Raw genomic sequence first — 15,724 nt, forward strand, 5'->3', positions numbered from 1 at the left:
CCATGGAAGCTTTCACCGCACACACCGGCCGGGCCGTCCCGCTGCGCCGCAGCAACGTCGACACCGACCAGATCATCCCCGCCCACTGGCTGAAGAAGGTCACCCGCGACGGCTTCGAGGACGGGCTCTTCGAGGCGTGGCGCAAGGACGAGAACTTCGTCCTCAACCGCCCCGAGCGGCGCGGCGCCTCGGTCCTGGTGGCCGGTCCCGACTTCGGCACCGGTTCGTCCCGCGAGCACGCGGTCTGGGCCCTGCAGAACTACGGCTTCAGGACCGTCATCTCGTCCCGGTTCGCCGACATCTTCCGCGGGAACTCGCTGAAGAACGGGCTGCTGACCGTGGTCCTGGACCAGCAGGTCGTCGACGCGCTCTGGGAGCTGACGGACGCCGACCCAACGGCCGAGATCACCGTCGACTTGGAGGCGCGGCAGGTCCGGGCCGAGGGCATCACGGCCGACTTCGAGCTCGACGAGAACGCCCGCTGGCGGCTGCTCAACGGGCTCGACGACATCAGCCTCACCCTTCAGAACGAAGCGGACATTGCGACTTATGAGGCGGCAAGGCCGACCTTCAAGCCGCGTACAATTGAGGTCTGAGCAGCGCTTTTCCAGGACTGCGCCCCCTGCCTTCGGGTAGGGGGCGCAGTCGCTTGTTGAGCCCCCCTCGGGCGACAACTCGCCCCAGATGGCACAATCGGTGCATGGGACGCGACAGCCAACTCAAGCTCTATGGCCAAGTCGCCGACCGATTGAAGGAAGCGCACGCAAGGGTGCGTGCACTGCAAGTCCCGGAGGGCGTAAGGATGGCGCTGTCCCGGAAGCTGCTGGTCGTCACGGCCGCGGCGAAGCACGATCTCCCAGATGCGGCAAGGCGTCTGGACCGGTTGATGAAGGACCTCGATGAGGGCCGATTCCCCGAAGGTGACTGACTCTGCGGAACTGTGCAGCGGTCGACTTCGTTGCGGCACTAGGGTGATTAGCCCGTTTCGTGTTTGATTTGCGGTATATATCTGCCTAACGTGCGAAAAAGCTTGAACACTTTCGTTCTGGCTATGTCTCCGAAGGGGAAGACGTGAACAAGGCGCAGCTCGTAGAAGCGATTGCCGACAAGGTCGGCGGCCGTCAGCAGGCCGCAGACGCCGTCGACGCGGTACTCGACGCGATCGTCCGTGCCGTTGTCGCCGGGGACCGTGTCTCGGTCACCGGCTTCGGCTCGTTCGAGAAGGTCGACCGTCCCGCCCGGTACGCCCGCAACCCGCAGACGGGTGAGCGCGTACGGGTCAAGAAGACCTCGGTGCCCCGCTTCCGTGCGGGACAGGGCTTCAAGGACCTGGTGAGCGGCTCCAAGAAGCTCCCCAAGAACGACGTGGCCGTGAAGAAGGCGCCCAAGGGCAGCCTCTCGGGCGGATCTTCCACCCGTACGACGGCGAAGGCCGCGGCCAAGAAGGCCACCGCCAAGAAGGCCGTGGCGAAGAAGGCCACCGCCAAGAAGACCGTGGCAGCGGCGAAGAAGACCACCGCCACCGCCAAGAAGACCACCGCGACGGCGAAGAAGGCCACCGCGACGGCCAAGAAGGCCACGGCGACCGCGAAGAAGGCGGCCCCGGCGAAGAAGGCCACGACGACCGCCAAGAAGGCCGTCGCCAGCAAGACCGCGCCCGCCAAGAAGACCACGGCGAAGAAGGCGCCCGCGAAGAAGACCACGGCGCGCAAGACCACGGCCAAGAAGGCCACTGCACGCAAGAAGTGAGACCGGGCACACGCTCGCTCCTCACACGCGCCGGGCCGGGCTCCCCTCGGGGGAGCCCGGCCCGCGGGCTGTCCGGGGTCCGGACGGCCTTCGCGGGCCGCGCAGAGGTCCCCGGACCGTCTCAGAACGTCTGCAGCGTCACCAGGGTGATCCGCAGGGCCGCGCCCTCTCCCTCGCCCTCGATCCGGACCCGCTGGCCCGGACGCAGCAGCCGCAGGCCGCCCGCGTCGAAGGCCGGGGCGTCGAAATCCACCGGGGTGCCGTCGTCCAGCAGCACGCTGCCGGTGCGGGTCTCGGAGTCGTACGTGTACGAGGTCGCCTGCATGGGCGGCAGCCTATCGGTCGCGGGCCGGGGCGGCCGAAGCGTTCAGATCCGCCGTGTGCGGGCCCACGCCGAGCGTCAGAGCCACCCGCAGATCCTCCCCGGTGTCCACGTCCCGGCGGACCGAGTCGAGGCCGGCCAGATGAATTTCCGCCGCTCCCGACGCCAGGTGGCGGGCGCGGGAAGGCCCGCCGAAAGCCGGGCGCAATTCCACTCCCGGCGCAGCGGACAGAAATGTGGTGCCGATTCCTGCCGCATCCGTGACAAATGCGCGAGGAAAAGTGGAAGAAAAATCGAGCACCCGCGCCAATTCCGCGGGGCGCAGCGCGGGCAGGTCCGCGTTCAGAGCCGCCACCGCACTGCCGGGCCGCAGCTCGCGGGCCGCCAGCGCGCCGTGCGCCAGCGCGGCGTTGAGCCCGGCGCCCGGTGTGTCGGGCAGGATGCGGGCCCCGAGCGCCGAAAGGGCCGCCGCGGCCACCGTGTCGTCCGTGACGACCACCACATCGCGCACCCCCGGGCAGGCCAGCGCCGCGGCCACGGTGTCCTGGGCGAACGCGAGGGCCAGCCGGGGCCGCAGCAGCTCGCCCGCCGCCCGCCCCAAGCGGCTCTTGGCCCGTGCGAGCGGCTTCAGCGGGACGACCAGTGACCAGGACCCGGTCAGGTCGGTGTTCGTGGCGATCTCCCCCTCCGTACGCGTCAGGACATATTCTCGCCTGCCGGTACGACAACCCGGAGGGGCGGTCCCGAAGGTGAGGCGTACGGTGTTCTCGACACAGCAGGGGCCTGGGGCCAGACTTGACCGTCAGTAGCCAGGCAGCAGTAGGTCAGGTAATAGAGGAAGGTGTCCGAGTGTCCCGCCGCAGAATCGGCTTTTGGTACCGCCTGGCGGCGTTCATCGCCAAACCGCCATTGGTGGTTCTGTTCAAGCGTGACTGGCGGGGAACGGAACACATTCCGGCCGACGGCGGATTCATCACGGCGGTCAACCACAACTCGTATCTGGACCCGCTCTCGTACGGACATTTCCAGTACAACACCGGCCGGGTGCCGCGGCTGCTGGCGAAGGCGGGGCTCTTCCGGACCCCGTTCGTCGGAATGATGCTGCGGGGTACCGGGCAGATCCCCGTCTACCGGGAGACGACCAACGCGCTGGACGCGTTCCGCGCCGCCGTCGACGCCATCGAGCGGGGCGAATGCGTCGCCTTCTACCCCGAGGGCACCCTCACCCGCGACCCCGACATGTGGCCGATGGCGGGCAAGACCGGCGCCGCCCGCGTGGCGCTGATGACCAGGGCACCGGTCATCCCCGTCGCCCAGTGGGGCGCCAATCTCGCGATGCCGCCGTACGCCAAGGAGAACAAGCTCCGGCTGTTCCCCCGCAAGACCCTCATCGTGCAGGCGGGACCGCCCGTCGACCTCAGCCGTTTCTACGCACTGGAGCCGACCCCCGAAGTGCTGCGGCAGGCCACCGAGGTCATCATGGCCGCGATCACCGCCCAGCTGGAGGACGTACGCGGCGAGAAGGCCCCCGCAGAGCTCTACGATCACCGCAAAGCCCGTGCTGAACTACGGCGCAAGGCCCAGGGAAAGGGACCCACGTGACGCACCCCGTCAAAGCAGCCGTCTTCGGAACCGGCTCATGGGGTACGGCTTTCGCCGTGATCCTCGCCGACGCGGGATGCGAGGTCACCCTCTGGGGCCGCCGCGCCGAAGTCGCCGAGGCCATCAACACCACCCGTACCAACCCGGACTACCTGCCGGGCATCGAACTCCCCGCATCGGTACGGGCCACCACCGATGCCGCCGAGGCGCTGCGCGGCGCCGAGTTCGCCTTCCTCGTCGTGCCCTCGCAGACGCTGCGCGCCAACCTCGCCGACTGGGCCCCGTACCTGGAGGACCACACCGTCCTGGTCTCCCTGATGAAGGGCGTCGAACTCGGCACCGCCAAGCTGATGAGCGAGGTCATCGGGGATGTCTCCAAGGTCTCCCCGGACCGCATCGCCGTCATCTCCGGGCCCAACCTCGCCAAGGAGATCGCCGAACGCCGCCCCGCCGCGGCCGTCGTCGCCTGCCAGGACGAGTCCGTCGCCCGGCGCCTCCAGGCCGCCTGCCACACCCCGTACTTCCGCCCGTACACCAACACCGATGTGATCGGCTGCGAGCTCGGCGGCGCCGTGAAGAACGTCATCGGACTCGCCGTCGGCATCGCGGACGGCATGGGCCTCGGCGACAACGCCAAGGGCTCGCTCATCACCCGCGGACTCGCCGAGACCACCCGGCTGGGCCTGGCGATGGGCGCCGACCCGCTGACGTTCTCCGGAATGGCGGGCCTCGGCGACCTGGTGGCGACCTGCTCCTCGCCGCTCTCGCGCAACCACACCTTCGGCACCAACCTCGGCCGCGGCATGACGCTCCAGGAGACGATCGCCGTCACCAAGCAGACCGCGGAGGGCGTCAAGTCCTGCGAATCGGTGCTCGACCTGGCCCGCAGGCACGGCGTCGACATGCCCATCACCGAGACGGTCGTCGGCATCGTCCACGAGGGCAAGCCGCCGGTCGTCGCCCTCAAGGAGCTGATGTCGCGCAGCGCCAAGGCCGAGCGGCGCTGACGTCTCCCTTACCAGCAGGTACGCTCATCGCGATATGAGCAGCGAGAACCTCCCCCAGAGCCCTGAGCGCCCCGAGAGCCCTGAGCAGCAGCGCCGTAAGCCGCGCGTGGCTGTCGTGTTCGGCGGCCGCAGCTCCGAACACGGCATCTCGGTCGTCACGGCCGGCGCCGTCCTGAACGCCATCGACCGGACCGTCTACGACGTCCTGCCGATCGGCATCACGACGGACGGCCGCTGGGCACTCACCGCCGATGAGCCCGAACGCATGGCCATCACCGGCCGCCAGGTGCCCAACGTGGCCCAGCTGGCCGAGTCCGACGAGGGCGCCGTGGTGCTCTCCGTCGACCCCGGCAGCCGCGAAGTCGTCTACAGCGAACCGGGATCGGTGCCCAAGGCACTCGGCGAGGTCGACGTGGTCTTCCCCGTGCTGCACGGCCCGTACGGAGAGGACGGCACGCTCCAGGGGCTGCTCGAACTCTCCGGAGTGCCCTACGTCGGCGCCGGTGTCCTCGCCTCCGCGGTCGGCCAGGACAAGGAGTACATGAAGCGGGTGTTCGTCTCCTTCGGACTGCCCGTCGGACCGTACGAGGTCTTCCGCCCCCGTGAGTGGGACAACGACCGCGACGCCGCCCGCAAGCGCATCGTGGACTTCGCCGGTGAGCACGGCTGGCCGCTCTTCATCAAGCCCGCCCGCGGCGGCTCCTCAGTGGGCATCACCAAGATCGACGACCTCTCCGGCCTCGACGAGGCGATCGAGGAGGCCCGCCGCCACGACCCCAAGTTCCTCGTCGAGTCGCTGCTGCGCGGCCGGGAGATCGAGTGCGGGGTGCTGGAGTTCGAGGACGGACCGCGGGCCAGCGTGCCCGCCGAGATCCCGCCGGTCACCTCGCACGACTTCTACGACTTCGAGGCCAAGTACATCGACTCGGCCGCCGGTCTGGTGCCCGCCCCGCTCACCGCGGAGCAGACCGCCGAGGTCCAGCGCCTCGCCGTCGCCGCCTTCGAGGCCACCTCCTGCGAAGGACTGGTGCGCGCCGACTTCTTCCTCACCGAGGACGGCGGGTTCGTCATCAACGAGATCAACACGATGCCGGGCTTCACCCCGATCTCCATGTACCCGCGCATGTGGCAGGAGAGCGGCGTGGACTACCCGGAACTGGTGGACCGCCTGATCCAGGCCGCGCTGACCCGTTCCACCGGACTGCGCTGAGGCGCTCCGGGGGAGCGTGCCGGAGCACGACGCCCCGGCCCGCCGGTCACAGACTCTCCGGCACCGTCCTGCTGACGGGGGCGGCGAACGCGGCCAGCGGGCTGGCGTCGTGGGCGTACTCCTCGGAGAACGTCACCTCGACGTACGCCTCGCGGTACGTGGTGGTGAACCGGGGGCCGGCGTCCTGGCGCTGCTCCAGCATCCAGTTGACGCCGTCCGCGTCGATCGCCTTGGACTGCGCGTCGTCCATCTTCGCGGGCCGGGGGACACCGCAGCGCAGTACGATCGCCCCGTCCCCCCAGCCGGCGGTCAGCTCCGAATCCGGTCCGGGATCACTCCGTTCGAGATCGGCGACGGTCTGCGGCAGCGCCTTGTGCAGCGCTCCGCAGTACGCGGCGGCCTGCGACGACGGGGTGGGAACCGTGACCGAGGGCTGCGCGTCGCTGGAGGAACAGCCCGCCGCGGCCAGGACCAGCAGGGCGGCGGACGGACCGAGGAACAGTGAGCGGGGGGACCGGCGGCGGAATGACGTCACCGGCCCAGCCTAGACGGGGGTCAGATGTGGACGACCGGGCAGGTCAGGGTTCTGGTGATGCCGTCCACCTGCTGCACTTTGGCGACCACCATGCGGCCGAGCTCGTCGACCGTGTCGGACTGGGCCCGCACGATCACGTCGTAGGGACCGGTGACGTCCTCTGCCTGGATAACTCCCGGAATCTTGGCGATGGTCTCGGCGACGATCGACGCCTTGCCCACCTCGGTCTGAATAAGGATGTACGCCTGTACCACGGAACCTCCAGGGCGGCCACGAGGATCATGTGGGGGAAAGGGACGCCACGGTATCGCGTTGCCGCGGGCCGCGGGGAGACCTGCGGGCCGTATGACGTCCACAGCGTGGCGTACAGACGACAGAAGTTGACGTATCTCTTGACGGTACCGACAGCAGTGACGGCTCGCGACCGGGGGCCCGGACGGGTGTCCGGGGCGATAAATGAGAGGTGAGACTCGGTGAAGGGAACCGTGGGCGAGTTGGGGGAGTTCGGGCTCATCAGAGAGCTCACTTCCCGGCTCACCACCACTCCGGCGGTACGGCTGGGGCCCGGCGACGACGCCGCGGTCGTGGCCGCTCCCGACCGCAGGGTCGTGGTCAGTACGGACATCCTCCTGGAAGGCCGGCACTTCCGCCGGGACTGGTCGACCGCGTACGACGTCGGACGCAAGGCCGCCGCCCAGAACCTCGCCGACATCGCGGCCATGGGCGCCGTGCCCACCGCACTGCTCCTCGGTCTCGTCGTCCCCGCCGACCTCCCGGTCACCTGGGCCGGTGAACTCATGGACGGCCTGCGTGACGAGTGCCAGGTCGCGGGCGCGGCCGTGGTCGGCGGCGACGTCGTCGGCGGCGACACCATCACCGTCTCGATCACCGCCCTCGGCGACCTGCGCAACCACGAACCGGTGACCCGCTCCGGCGCCCGGCCCGGCGACGTGGTCGCCGTCACCGGCTGGCTCGGCTGGTCCGCCGCCGGATTCGCCGTGCTCTCCCGGGGTTTCCGCTCGCCGCGCGCCTTCGTCGAGGCCCACCGGCGACCCGAACCGCCGTACCACGCGGGCCCCGCGGCGGCCGGACTCGGCGCCACCGCGATGACCGACGTCAGCGACGGACTGGTCGCCGACCTCGGGCACATCGCCGAGGCCAGCAAGGTCCGGATCGATCTGCGGTCCGGCCTCATCGACATCCCCTCGCAGATGTCCGACATCGGCCAGGCCGTCGGCGTCGACCCGCTCCAGTGGGTGCTCACCGGGGGGGAGGACCACGCGATCGTGGCGACGTTCCCCCAGGACGTGAAGCTTCCGGCCCGCTGGAAGGTGATCGGCGAGGTCCTGAACCCCTCCGCACTGCCCCAGGTCACCGTCGACGGGGCGCCCTGGACCAGCAAGGGCGGCTGGGACCACTTCGGGAACATCGAGGACGCCCAGTAGATTGCCGCGTATGCCGATACGTACCGCCGTACCACCGCGTGTCCTCACCGTCGCCGGATCCGACTCCGGCGGCGGTGCGGGCATTCAGGCCGACCTGAAGACGATGCTGGCCCTCGGCGTGCACGGCATGAGCGTGCTGACCGCCGTCACCGCCCAGAACTCCCGCGGCGTCCAGGGCGCCTGGGAGCTTCCGGTGGAAGCCGTCACCGCCCAGTACCGCAGCGTCGTCGACGACATCGGCGTCCAGGCGGTGAAGACGGGCATGCTCTCGTCGGCCGCCCTGGTCGAGACCGTCGCCGCACTCCTCGCGGGAACCGACGCACCGGTCGTCGTCGACCCGGTGGGCGTCTCCAAGCACGGGGACGCGCTGCTCGCCGCCGAAGCGCTCGATTCCGTACGGACGAAGCTGCTGCCCGTCGCCACGGTGGCCACCCCGAACCTCGACGAAGTGGCACAGCTCACCGGGATCACCGTCACCGGCGAGGCGGACCTGCGCCGGGCCGCCGCCGGAATCCTGGCGTACGGGCCGCGCTGGGTCGTCATCAAGGGCGGTCATCTGCCGGGCGAGGCCGTGGACCTGCTGACCGACGGCGGCGAGGAGCACTGGCTGCGCGCACCCCGGCACGACAACCGGCACACCCACGGCACCGGCTGCACCCTCGCCTCGGCCATCGCCTCCGGCCTCGCGCTCGGCCAGGACGTGCCCACGGCCGTGCGGGGCGCGAAGGCGTACGTCACCGGGGCGATCGAGGCCGGATTCCCGCTCGGCGGCGGCATCGGACCCGTCGACCACGGCTGGCGGACCCGGAAGGGCTGACCGGGCCGCCGTACCGGCAGGTGCGGTCGGCGGCGGACGGCGGCCGGACGGCCCTTCCGGTACGTCCGGTACATACGCCGTCCGCCGCCGTGCGGACAGCAAAAAGCCGGTCCACCGAGGTGGACCGGCTTTTTGGGCAACCGGAAGGCTGCGCTACGACGGGAACGTCAGCGCGCGACCTTGCCGGCCTTGATGCACGAGGTGCAGACGTTGAGCCGCTTCGGCGTCCGACCGACCACGGCACGCACGCGCTGGATGTTGGGATTCCAGCGACGAGACGTACGGCGGTGCGAGTGCGAAATGTTGTTGCCGAAGCCCGGCCCCTTGCCGCAGACGTCGCAGTTGGCAGCCACGGGTCACTCCAAAGACTTCAGGTGCACTTACAGTGAATTCCGGCGCGCCGGAATCATTTGACTGAAGTGGCGGTACCGGAGGTATGGCCCGACTCTCATCGGGCAACCGAAGCAGCATACAACGGCTGCTCCGGAGATACGAAACTACCATGACTGCGCCCGCCGTCCGCCCGCCCCCTGTTCCGGCCGGACCCACCACAGGCGGGCTACCCTGCGGTGCAGTCCGCTGCCACGGCCGCTTCAAGGAGGACCATCGGTGCCGCAGCTCCCCGACGATCTGGACGCCGTCGCGGTGCGCACCTGGTGCTCACTGGCCCTGGAGGCCCTCGGCCGGGAACGCGCGGAGATCGACGCGATCAATGTGTATCCCGTCGCCGACGGTGACACCGGCACCAATCTCTATCTGACCGTGGAATCCGCGACAGCCGCCGTCGAAGCGGTCTTCGCCGCCCATGAGACCGGCTCGACCGTGCCCGCCGCCGCCGACGCCGTACGGGCCATGGCGCACGGAGCGCTGATCGGTGCCCGGGGGAACTCCGGCACCATCCTGGCCCAGCTGCTGCGCGGTATGGCGGGGGTGCTGGCCGACGGCGGTGACGCCGACCGGCTGCGCGAGGCCCTCGCCCGGGCCGCTTCGGCCGCCCGGCAGGCCGTCGCCCACCCCGTCGAGGGCACGGTGCTGACCGTGGCCACCGCGGCAGCCGAAGCCGCGCGGGACGCGGGTCCGGGTCTCGTCACGGTGGTGGAGGCGGCGTACGACGGCGCGCGGGCGGCGCTGGAGGCCACCCCCGGCCAGCTCGCCGTCCTCGGCCGGGCGGGCGTCGTGGACGCGGGCGGGCGGGGGCTCGTCGCCGTGCTCGGCGCGCTGCTGGAGACGGTGTCCGGCCAGGCGCCGGTACGTCACTCCTGGAGGGTCCCCGCGGTTCCGGCGGCGGGCGGTCCGGACGGCGGGGCGAGCTGCGGCGCGGACAGCGATCCGCGCGGTGGTCCGGACGACTGCGCGGCCGGCGGGCCGGGGAGCGGCCCCGCCTTCGAGGTGATCTATCTGCTGGAGGCCGACGACGAGGCGGTCGACCGGCTGCGGACCCGGCTGGACGCACTCGGGGACTCCCTGGTCGTCGTGGGCGGCGACGGGCTGTGGAACGTGCACGTCCATGTCGACGACGCGGGGGCCGCGGTGGAGGCCGGGGTCGAGGCCGGACGGCCGTACCGGATCCGGATCACCCACTTCGCCTCCGACGGCACCCTCGACGTCCGCCCCCACACGGAGCCCGCCCAGCGTGCCGTCGTCATCGTGGTACCCGGCGACGGGCTGGCCGGGCTGTGCGCGGAGGCCGGTGCGACCACCGTGCTCGCGCGCCCCGGCGAACCGCCCGCCAGCGGCGAACTGGTCGACGCGATCCGCCGCGCCCACGCCCGCGAGGTGGTCCTCCTGCCCAACGACGCGGGGCTGCGGCACACCGCGGGAGCCGCCGCCGAGCAGGCCAGGACCGAGGGCGTCCGGGTCGCCCTGATTCCCACCCGGGCGGCGGTCCAGGGCATCGCCGCGCTCGCCGTCCACGAGGCGGACCGCAGCTTCGACGAGGACGTGGTCGCGATGACGGCGGCGGCGGGGGCGACCCGGTACGCCGAACTGGCCGTCGCCGAACGGCAGTCGTGGACCATGGCCGGCATCTGCCAGGCCGGTGACATCCTCGGCCTGATCGACGGGGACGTCGCCGTCATCGGCACCGACGTGCCCACGACGGCCCGCACCGTACTGGACCGGATGCTGGCGGCGGGCGGCGAACTGGTCACCCTGGTCCTCGGCGAGGATGTGCCGGACGCCCTGGCGGAGGCGCTCGCGGAGCATGTGCGCGAGGGGTATCTGGCCGTGGACACCGTGGTCTACCGGGGCGGGCGCCAGGCGGCACCGATGCTGATCGGCGTGGAGTAGCCGACCCGTGTCGTGGCGCCCGGCGGACATTTGTCAGTGGCGTGGTGTGCAATGGAACGCGTGTCTGCGTTCGATGAACCCCTCAAGAAGCTGCTCGGCGGAGCCACCGCGAAGGTGATGGCCGAACACCTCGACCTGCACACGGTCGGTGATCTGCTGCACCACTACCCGCGGCGGTACGAGGAGCGCGGTCAGCTCACGGCGCTGGCCGACCTCCCGCTCGACGAGCATGTGACGGTCGTCGCGCAGGTCGCCGACGCCCGGATCATGGTGTTCAACAACGGCCGGGGCAAGCGCCTCGAAGTGACCCTGACCGACGGCAGCGGCCGCCTCCAGCTGGTCTTCTTCGGCCATGGCGTCCACAAGCCGCACAAGGAACTCGTGCCCGGCCGCCGGGCGATGTTCGCGGGCAAGGTCTCCGTCTTCAACCGCAAGATGCAGCTCGCCCACCCCACGTACCAGCTGCTGGACGCGGCGGACGCGGACGAGGCGACGGAGGCGGTGGACGCCTTCGCCGGGCGGCTGCTGCCCATCTACCCGGCCTGCAAGCAGCTCGACTCCTGGCGGATCGCCAAGGCTGTGGACGCCGTGCTGCCCAGTGCGCGGGACGCCGTCGACCCGCTGCCCGGGTCGCTGCGCGAGGGGCGCGGCTTCACCCCGCTGCCCGAGGCGCTGCTCAAGGTCCACCGCCCGCAGACCAGGGCGGACATCGCGGACGCCAGGGAGCGGCTGAAGTGGGACGAGGCGTTCGTCCTCCAGGTCGCGCTCGCCCGCAGACGGTACGCCGACACCCAACTCCCGGCGGTGGCAAGGAAATCCGTCCCCGGCGGGCTGCTCGACGCCTTCGACGCCAAGCTGCCCTTCACCCTCACCGAAGGCCAGCAGAAGGTCACCGGCGAGATCTTCGGGGACCTGGCGACCGAGCATCCGATGCACCGCCTCCTCCAGGGCGAGGTCGGCAGCGGCAAGACCATGGTCGCCCTGCGCGCCATGCTGACCGTCGTCGACGCCGGCGGCCAGGCCGCCATGCTCGCGCCCACCGAGGTTCTCGCCCAGCAGCACCACCGGTCCATCACCGAGATGATGGGCGAGCTGGCCGAGGGAGGCATGCTCGGCGGCTCCGACCGGGGCACCAAGGTCGTTCTGCTCACCGGCTCCATGGGAGTCCCGGCCCGGCGGCAGGCACTGCTCGACCTGGTCACCGGCGAGGCCGGGATCGTGATCGGCACACACGCGCTGATCGAGGACAAGGTGCAGTTCCACGACCTGGGCCTGGTCGTCGTCGACGAGCAGCACCGCTTCGGAGTGGAGCAGCGCGACGCCCTGCGCTCCAAGGGAAAACAGCCGCCCCACCTGCTCGTCATGACCGCCACCCCCATCCCCCGTACGGTCGCGATGACGGTCTTCGGTGACCTGGAGACCTCCGTACTGGACCAGCTCCCGGCCGGACGCTCACCGATCGCCACCCATGTCGTCCCCGCCAAGGACAAGCCCCACTTCCTCAGCCGCGCCTGGGAACGGGTCCGTGAGGAGGTCGAGAACGGCCACCAGGCGTACGTCGTCTGCCCCCGCATCGGCGACGACGCCGACGAGGCGGCCGAGAAGAAGAAGGGCAGGAAGGCCAAGGAGAAGGCCGCCGAGGACGACGGGGAGAAGCGGCCGCCGCTGGCCGTGCTGGAGATCACCGAGGAGCTGCGCGGGGGCGCGCTGGCCGGACTGCGGATCGAGGTGCTGCACGGCAGGATGCACCCCGACGACAAGGACGACGTGATGCGCCGCTTCGCCGCGGGCCAGGTCGATGTGCTGGTCGCCACGACCGTCATCGAGGTCGGGGTCAACGTCCCCAACGCCACGGCCATGGTGATCATGGACGCCGACCGGTTCGGCGTATCCCAGCTGCACCAGTTGCGCGGACGTGTCGGCCGGGGCTCGGCCCCCGGGCTCTGCCTGCTGGTCAGTGAGGCCCACGAGGCCAGTCCCGCACGGGCCAGGCTCGCCGCCGTGGCCGCCACCCTCGACGGCTTCGAGCTCTCCCGGATCGATCTGGAACAGCGCCGTGAGGGCGACGTCCTCGGCCAGGCACAGTCCGGCGTCCGCTCCTCCCTGCGGATGCTCACCGTCATCGACGACGAGGAGGTCATCGCCGCCGCCCGCGAGGAGGCCGTGGCGGTCGTCGCCGCCGACCCGGAGCTGGAACACCTGCCTGACCTGCGCATCGTGCTGGACGCGCTGCTGGACAAGGAGCGCGAGGAATACCTGGACAAGGGATGACGGGGCCGCGCGGGCGGCGGACGGACCGGGGAGGAGGCGCGAAGGCCGGGGCGGGCCCGACGCCATATCGTGGGAGCACGGCACACGCACGCCCTGTGTGCCGCCCCGCGACCCGAGGACCAGACACCCATGACCCGCGTGATCGCCGGCTCGGCCGGCGGACGCCGCCTGGCCGTCCCGCCCGGCACCGGCACCCGCCCCACCTCCGACCGCGCGCGTGAGGGCCTGTTCTCCACGTGGGAAGCGCTCCTCGGCACCCTCGAAGGCATCCGCATCGCCGACCTGTACGCCGGGTCCGGCGCCGTCGGCCTCGAAGCGCTCTCCCGCGGCGCCGTCCACGCGCTGCTCGTCGAAGCCGACGCGAAGGCCGTCCGCACCGTGCGGGACAACGTCCGCACGCTCGGCCTGCCAGGCGCCGAGGTCCGTACCGGCAAAGCCGAACAGATCGTGACAGGACCGGCGCCCACGGACCCCTACGACGTCGTCTTCCTCGATCCCCCGTACGCCGTCACCGATGGCGATCTTGGCGAGATCCTGCTCACACTCCGTGCTCAGGGCTGGCTCACGGGCGATGCACTCGTCACCGTGGAACGCAGCACCAGAGGCGGAGAATTCGGCTGGCCCGAAGGATTCGAGCCCCTGCGGGCCCGCCGCTACGGCGAGGGAACGCTTTGGTACGGTCGCGCCGCCTCTACGTGCGAAGACGCACGATGACCGGACCGGAGAGCGAGGGAATCAGGGTGCGCCGCGCCGTCTGTCCGGGGTCCTTCGACCCCATCACCAACGGACATCTCGACATCATTGGCCGAGCCTCGAAGCTGTACGACGTCGTGCACGTCGCGGTGATGATCAACCAGTCCAAGAAGGGCCTCTTCACGGTGGACGAGCGGATCGAACTGATCCGTCAGGTCACCGCCGACTTCGGCAACGTCGAGGTCGAGTCCTTCCACGGCCTGCTGGTCGACTTCTGCAAGCAGCGCGAGATCCCGGCGATCGTGAAGGGCCTGCGGGCCGTGAGCGACTTCGACTACGAGCTTCAGATGGCCCAGATGAACAACGGCCTCTCCGGTGTCGAGACGCTCTTCGTGCCGACCAACCCCACGTACAGCTTCCTGTCGTCGTCCCTGGTCAAGGAGGTCGCGACCTGGGGCGGCGACGTCACCCACCTGCTGCCGCCGGTGGTCCACGACGCCCTCATCGCGCGCCTCGGCGAGCAGTGAGCGACTGACGGACCGTCACCAGGTGTCGGGCGGGAGCCGACTGGCCTTACAGTCGTCCCGTCCGGCTCCAACAGCAGCAGAGAGTGGCGAGCACACGGTGGACGTGCAGAAGAAGCTCGACGAGATCGTCGAAGCGGTCGGGAACGCCCGCTCCATGCCCATGTCGGCCTCGTGCGTGGTCAACCGCGCCGAGCTGCTCGCGATGCTCGAAGAGGTGCGGCAGGCCCTGCCCGGCTCGCTGGCCCACGCCCAGGAGCTCATCGGCGACCGTGAGCAGCTGGTCGAGCAGGCCCGTCAGGAGGCCGAGCGGATCATCGAGTCCGCCCACAGCCAGCGCGGCTCGCTGGTCTCCGACACGGAGGTCGCCCGGCAGTCCCGGGGCGAGGCCGACCGCATCCTCTCCGAGGCGCGCCGGGAGGCCGACGAGGTCCGGGCCGACGCCGACGAGTACGTCGACAGCAAGCTCGCCAACTTCGAGGTCGTCCTCACCAAGACCATCGGCTCCGTGGACCGCGGCCGGGAGAAGCTGCTGGGACGCGGCCAGGGCCTGGACGAGCAGGGCTACCAGGACCCGGACTTCGCCGAGGCGCCCGAGCGCAGCGCCGACCCGGCCACGCTCCAGCGCCGGGCCGACGAGTACGTCGACACCAAGCTCGGTGCCTTCGAGGCGGTGCTCGCCAAGACCCTGGAAGCGGTCGGCAGGGGCCGGCAGAAGCTGCACGGCCGGGTGGCCAGCGACGACCTCGGCGCGCACATGGCCGCCCAGGACGCCGCGGGCGGCCAGGGCCACACCAGCGACGCCGACTATCTGGCCGGTCTCGCCGAGCTCGCCACCCCGGACCCGCGCCAGGTGCCCCAGCCGTCGCCGCAGCCCCAGCAGCCGCACTTCCCGGCCCAGGCGCAGCCCGAGCCACAGGTCGAGCCGCAGTACGCGCAGGCGTACGGCTACCAGGAGCAGCCGTACCAGCAGGACGCCTACGGCTACCAGCAGCAGCCCGACCCGTACGCCGCCTATCAGCAGCAGGGTTACGACCCCGCTCAGCTACAGGCGCAGCAGCAGCCCCAGCAGGTCCAGCAGGACTACGGGTGGCCGCAGCAGCCCGCCCAGCCGCCCGCCCCGGCCCCGCAGGGCGAGAGCGCACTGGACGAGACCAGCCTCTTCGACACGAGCATGATCGATCTGGAGCAGCTGCGCCGCTACGAACAGGGCCGCTGACGCACGGTGCCGGGCCCCGGTCCGGGTGCCCGCCTTCGGCT

The 15,724-nt window shown here is 70.7% G+C and carries 18 protein-coding genes; 13 read left to right on the forward strand and 5 right to left on the reverse strand.

The window, feature by feature from the left end; genetic code table 11:
• Window positions 1–2 precede the first annotated feature (2 nt).
• From leuD to OG251_RS29215, 3 genes are all read left to right on the forward strand, one after another.
• On the forward strand, window positions 3–596 hold the full coding sequence (gene leuD / locus OG251_RS29205) for a 3-isopropylmalate dehydratase small subunit (protein WP_326679901.1): 594 nt from the start codon (window positions 3–5) through the stop codon (window positions 594–596).
• 104 nt (window positions 597–700) lie between these two features.
• Window positions 701–928: a hypothetical protein gene (locus OG251_RS29210; protein ID WP_073726930.1), complete on the forward strand. Its 228-nt coding sequence runs from the start codon at window positions 701–703 to the stop codon at window positions 926–928.
• Window positions 929–1,071: 143 nt separating this feature from the next.
• Window positions 1,072–1,749 carry an HU family DNA-binding protein gene (locus OG251_RS29215; RefSeq protein WP_326679902.1) on the forward strand — a complete coding sequence of 226 codons (678 nt, stop codon included), beginning with the start codon at window positions 1,072–1,074 and terminating at the stop codon, window positions 1,747–1,749.
• Window positions 1,750–1,870: 121 nt separating this feature from the next.
• Here the strand turns inward: OG251_RS29215 and OG251_RS29220 are convergent, their stop codons facing one another.
• Window positions 1,871–2,074: a hypothetical protein gene (locus OG251_RS29220; RefSeq protein ID WP_266802461.1), complete on the reverse strand. Its 204-nt coding sequence runs from the start codon at window positions 2,072–2,074 to the stop codon at window positions 1,871–1,873.
• Window positions 2,075–2,084: 10 nt separating this feature from the next.
• The gene (cofC, locus tag OG251_RS29225) at window positions 2,085–2,771 is read right to left on the reverse strand and encodes a 2-phospho-L-lactate guanylyltransferase (protein ID WP_326681457.1); all 687 of its coding nucleotides are present in this window, start codon (window positions 2,769–2,771) and stop codon (window positions 2,085–2,087) included.
• A 149-nt stretch (window positions 2,772–2,920) separates the two neighbouring features.
• Between cofC and OG251_RS29230 the strand changes: the two genes are divergently transcribed.
• The 3 genes from OG251_RS29230 to OG251_RS29240 are packed head-to-tail and all read left to right on the forward strand — an operon-like array spanning window position 2,921 to window position 5,890.
• Window positions 2,921–3,673 carry a lysophospholipid acyltransferase family protein gene (locus tag OG251_RS29230; RefSeq protein WP_326679903.1) on the forward strand — a complete coding sequence of 251 codons (753 nt, stop codon included), beginning with the start codon at window positions 2,921–2,923 and terminating at the stop codon, window positions 3,671–3,673.
• The gene (locus OG251_RS29235) at window positions 3,670–4,680 is read left to right on the forward strand and encodes an NAD(P)H-dependent glycerol-3-phosphate dehydrogenase (RefSeq protein WP_326679904.1); all 1,011 of its coding nucleotides are present in this window, start codon (window positions 3,670–3,672) and stop codon (window positions 4,678–4,680) included. Before OG251_RS29230 ends, OG251_RS29235 begins: the two co-directional genes overlap by 4 nt.
• 34 nt (window positions 4,681–4,714) lie before the next feature.
• Window positions 4,715–5,890: a D-alanine--D-alanine ligase family protein gene (locus OG251_RS29240; RefSeq protein WP_326679905.1), complete on the forward strand. Its 1,176-nt coding sequence runs from the start codon at window positions 4,715–4,717 to the stop codon at window positions 5,888–5,890.
• A gap of 46 nt (window positions 5,891–5,936) precedes the next feature.
• On the opposite strand, the gene OG251_RS29245 is transcribed toward OG251_RS29240, so the two are convergent.
• Together OG251_RS29245 and OG251_RS29250 are read right to left on the reverse strand one after the other, a co-directional pair.
• Window positions 5,937–6,425, reverse strand: a complete 489-nt coding sequence (locus tag OG251_RS29245) for a DUF3515 domain-containing protein (RefSeq protein WP_326679906.1) — start codon at window positions 6,423–6,425, stop codon at window positions 5,937–5,939.
• 20 nt (window positions 6,426–6,445) lie between these two features.
• Entirely contained in the window at window positions 6,446–6,679 is a 234-nt protein-coding gene (locus OG251_RS29250) for an Lrp/AsnC ligand binding domain-containing protein (RefSeq protein ID WP_326679907.1), read from the reverse strand.
• 219 nt (window positions 6,680–6,898) lie between these two features.
• On the opposite strand from OG251_RS29250, the gene OG251_RS29255 reads away from it, so the two are divergent.
• Entirely contained in the window at window positions 6,899–7,870 is a 972-nt protein-coding gene (locus OG251_RS29255) for a thiamine-phosphate kinase (protein ID WP_326679908.1), read from the forward strand.
• Between the two features lie 10 nt (window positions 7,871–7,880).
• A complete protein-coding gene (thiD, locus tag OG251_RS29260; protein ID WP_326679909.1) occupies window positions 7,881–8,687 on the forward strand; it encodes a bifunctional hydroxymethylpyrimidine kinase/phosphomethylpyrimidine kinase in 807 nt (268 codons plus the stop codon).
• 167 nt (window positions 8,688–8,854) lie between these two features.
• Here the strand turns inward: thiD and rpmB are convergent, their stop codons facing one another.
• Window positions 8,855–9,040, reverse strand: coding sequence for a 50S ribosomal protein L28 (rpmB, locus tag OG251_RS29265; RefSeq protein ID WP_030928661.1), 186 nt, complete (start codon window positions 9,038–9,040; stop codon window positions 8,855–8,857).
• A 256-nt stretch (window positions 9,041–9,296) separates the two neighbouring features.
• Between rpmB and OG251_RS29270 the strand changes: the two genes are divergently transcribed.
• The 5 genes from OG251_RS29270 (at window position 9,297) to OG251_RS29290 (ending at window position 15,683) form a co-directional block, all read left to right on the forward strand.
• The gene (locus OG251_RS29270; protein ID WP_326679910.1) at window positions 9,297–10,976 is read left to right on the forward strand and encodes a DAK2 domain-containing protein; all 1,680 of its coding nucleotides are present in this window, start codon (window positions 9,297–9,299) and stop codon (window positions 10,974–10,976) included.
• A gap of 51 nt (window positions 10,977–11,027) precedes the next feature.
• On the forward strand, window positions 11,028–13,247 hold the full coding sequence (gene recG, locus OG251_RS29275) for an ATP-dependent DNA helicase RecG (protein WP_326679911.1): 2,220 nt from the start codon (window positions 11,028–11,030) through the stop codon (window positions 13,245–13,247).
• A 129-nt stretch (window positions 13,248–13,376) separates the two neighbouring features.
• Entirely contained in the window at window positions 13,377–13,961 is a 585-nt protein-coding gene (rsmD, locus tag OG251_RS29280; protein WP_326679912.1) for a 16S rRNA (guanine(966)-N(2))-methyltransferase RsmD, read from the forward strand.
• Between the two features lie 26 nt (window positions 13,962–13,987).
• Window positions 13,988–14,467, forward strand: a complete 480-nt coding sequence (gene coaD, locus OG251_RS29285; protein WP_326681458.1) for a pantetheine-phosphate adenylyltransferase — start codon at window positions 13,988–13,990, stop codon at window positions 14,465–14,467.
• A 97-nt stretch (window positions 14,468–14,564) separates the two neighbouring features.
• Window positions 14,565–15,683 carry a cell division initiation protein gene (locus OG251_RS29290; protein WP_326679913.1) on the forward strand — a complete coding sequence of 373 codons (1,119 nt, stop codon included), beginning with the start codon at window positions 14,565–14,567 and terminating at the stop codon, window positions 15,681–15,683.
• Window positions 15,684–15,724 lie beyond the last annotated feature (41 nt).

This window comes from Streptomyces sp. NBC_01237 (assembly GCF_035917275.1).
Classification (GTDB): domain Bacteria; phylum Actinomycetota; class Actinomycetes; order Streptomycetales; family Streptomycetaceae; genus Streptomyces.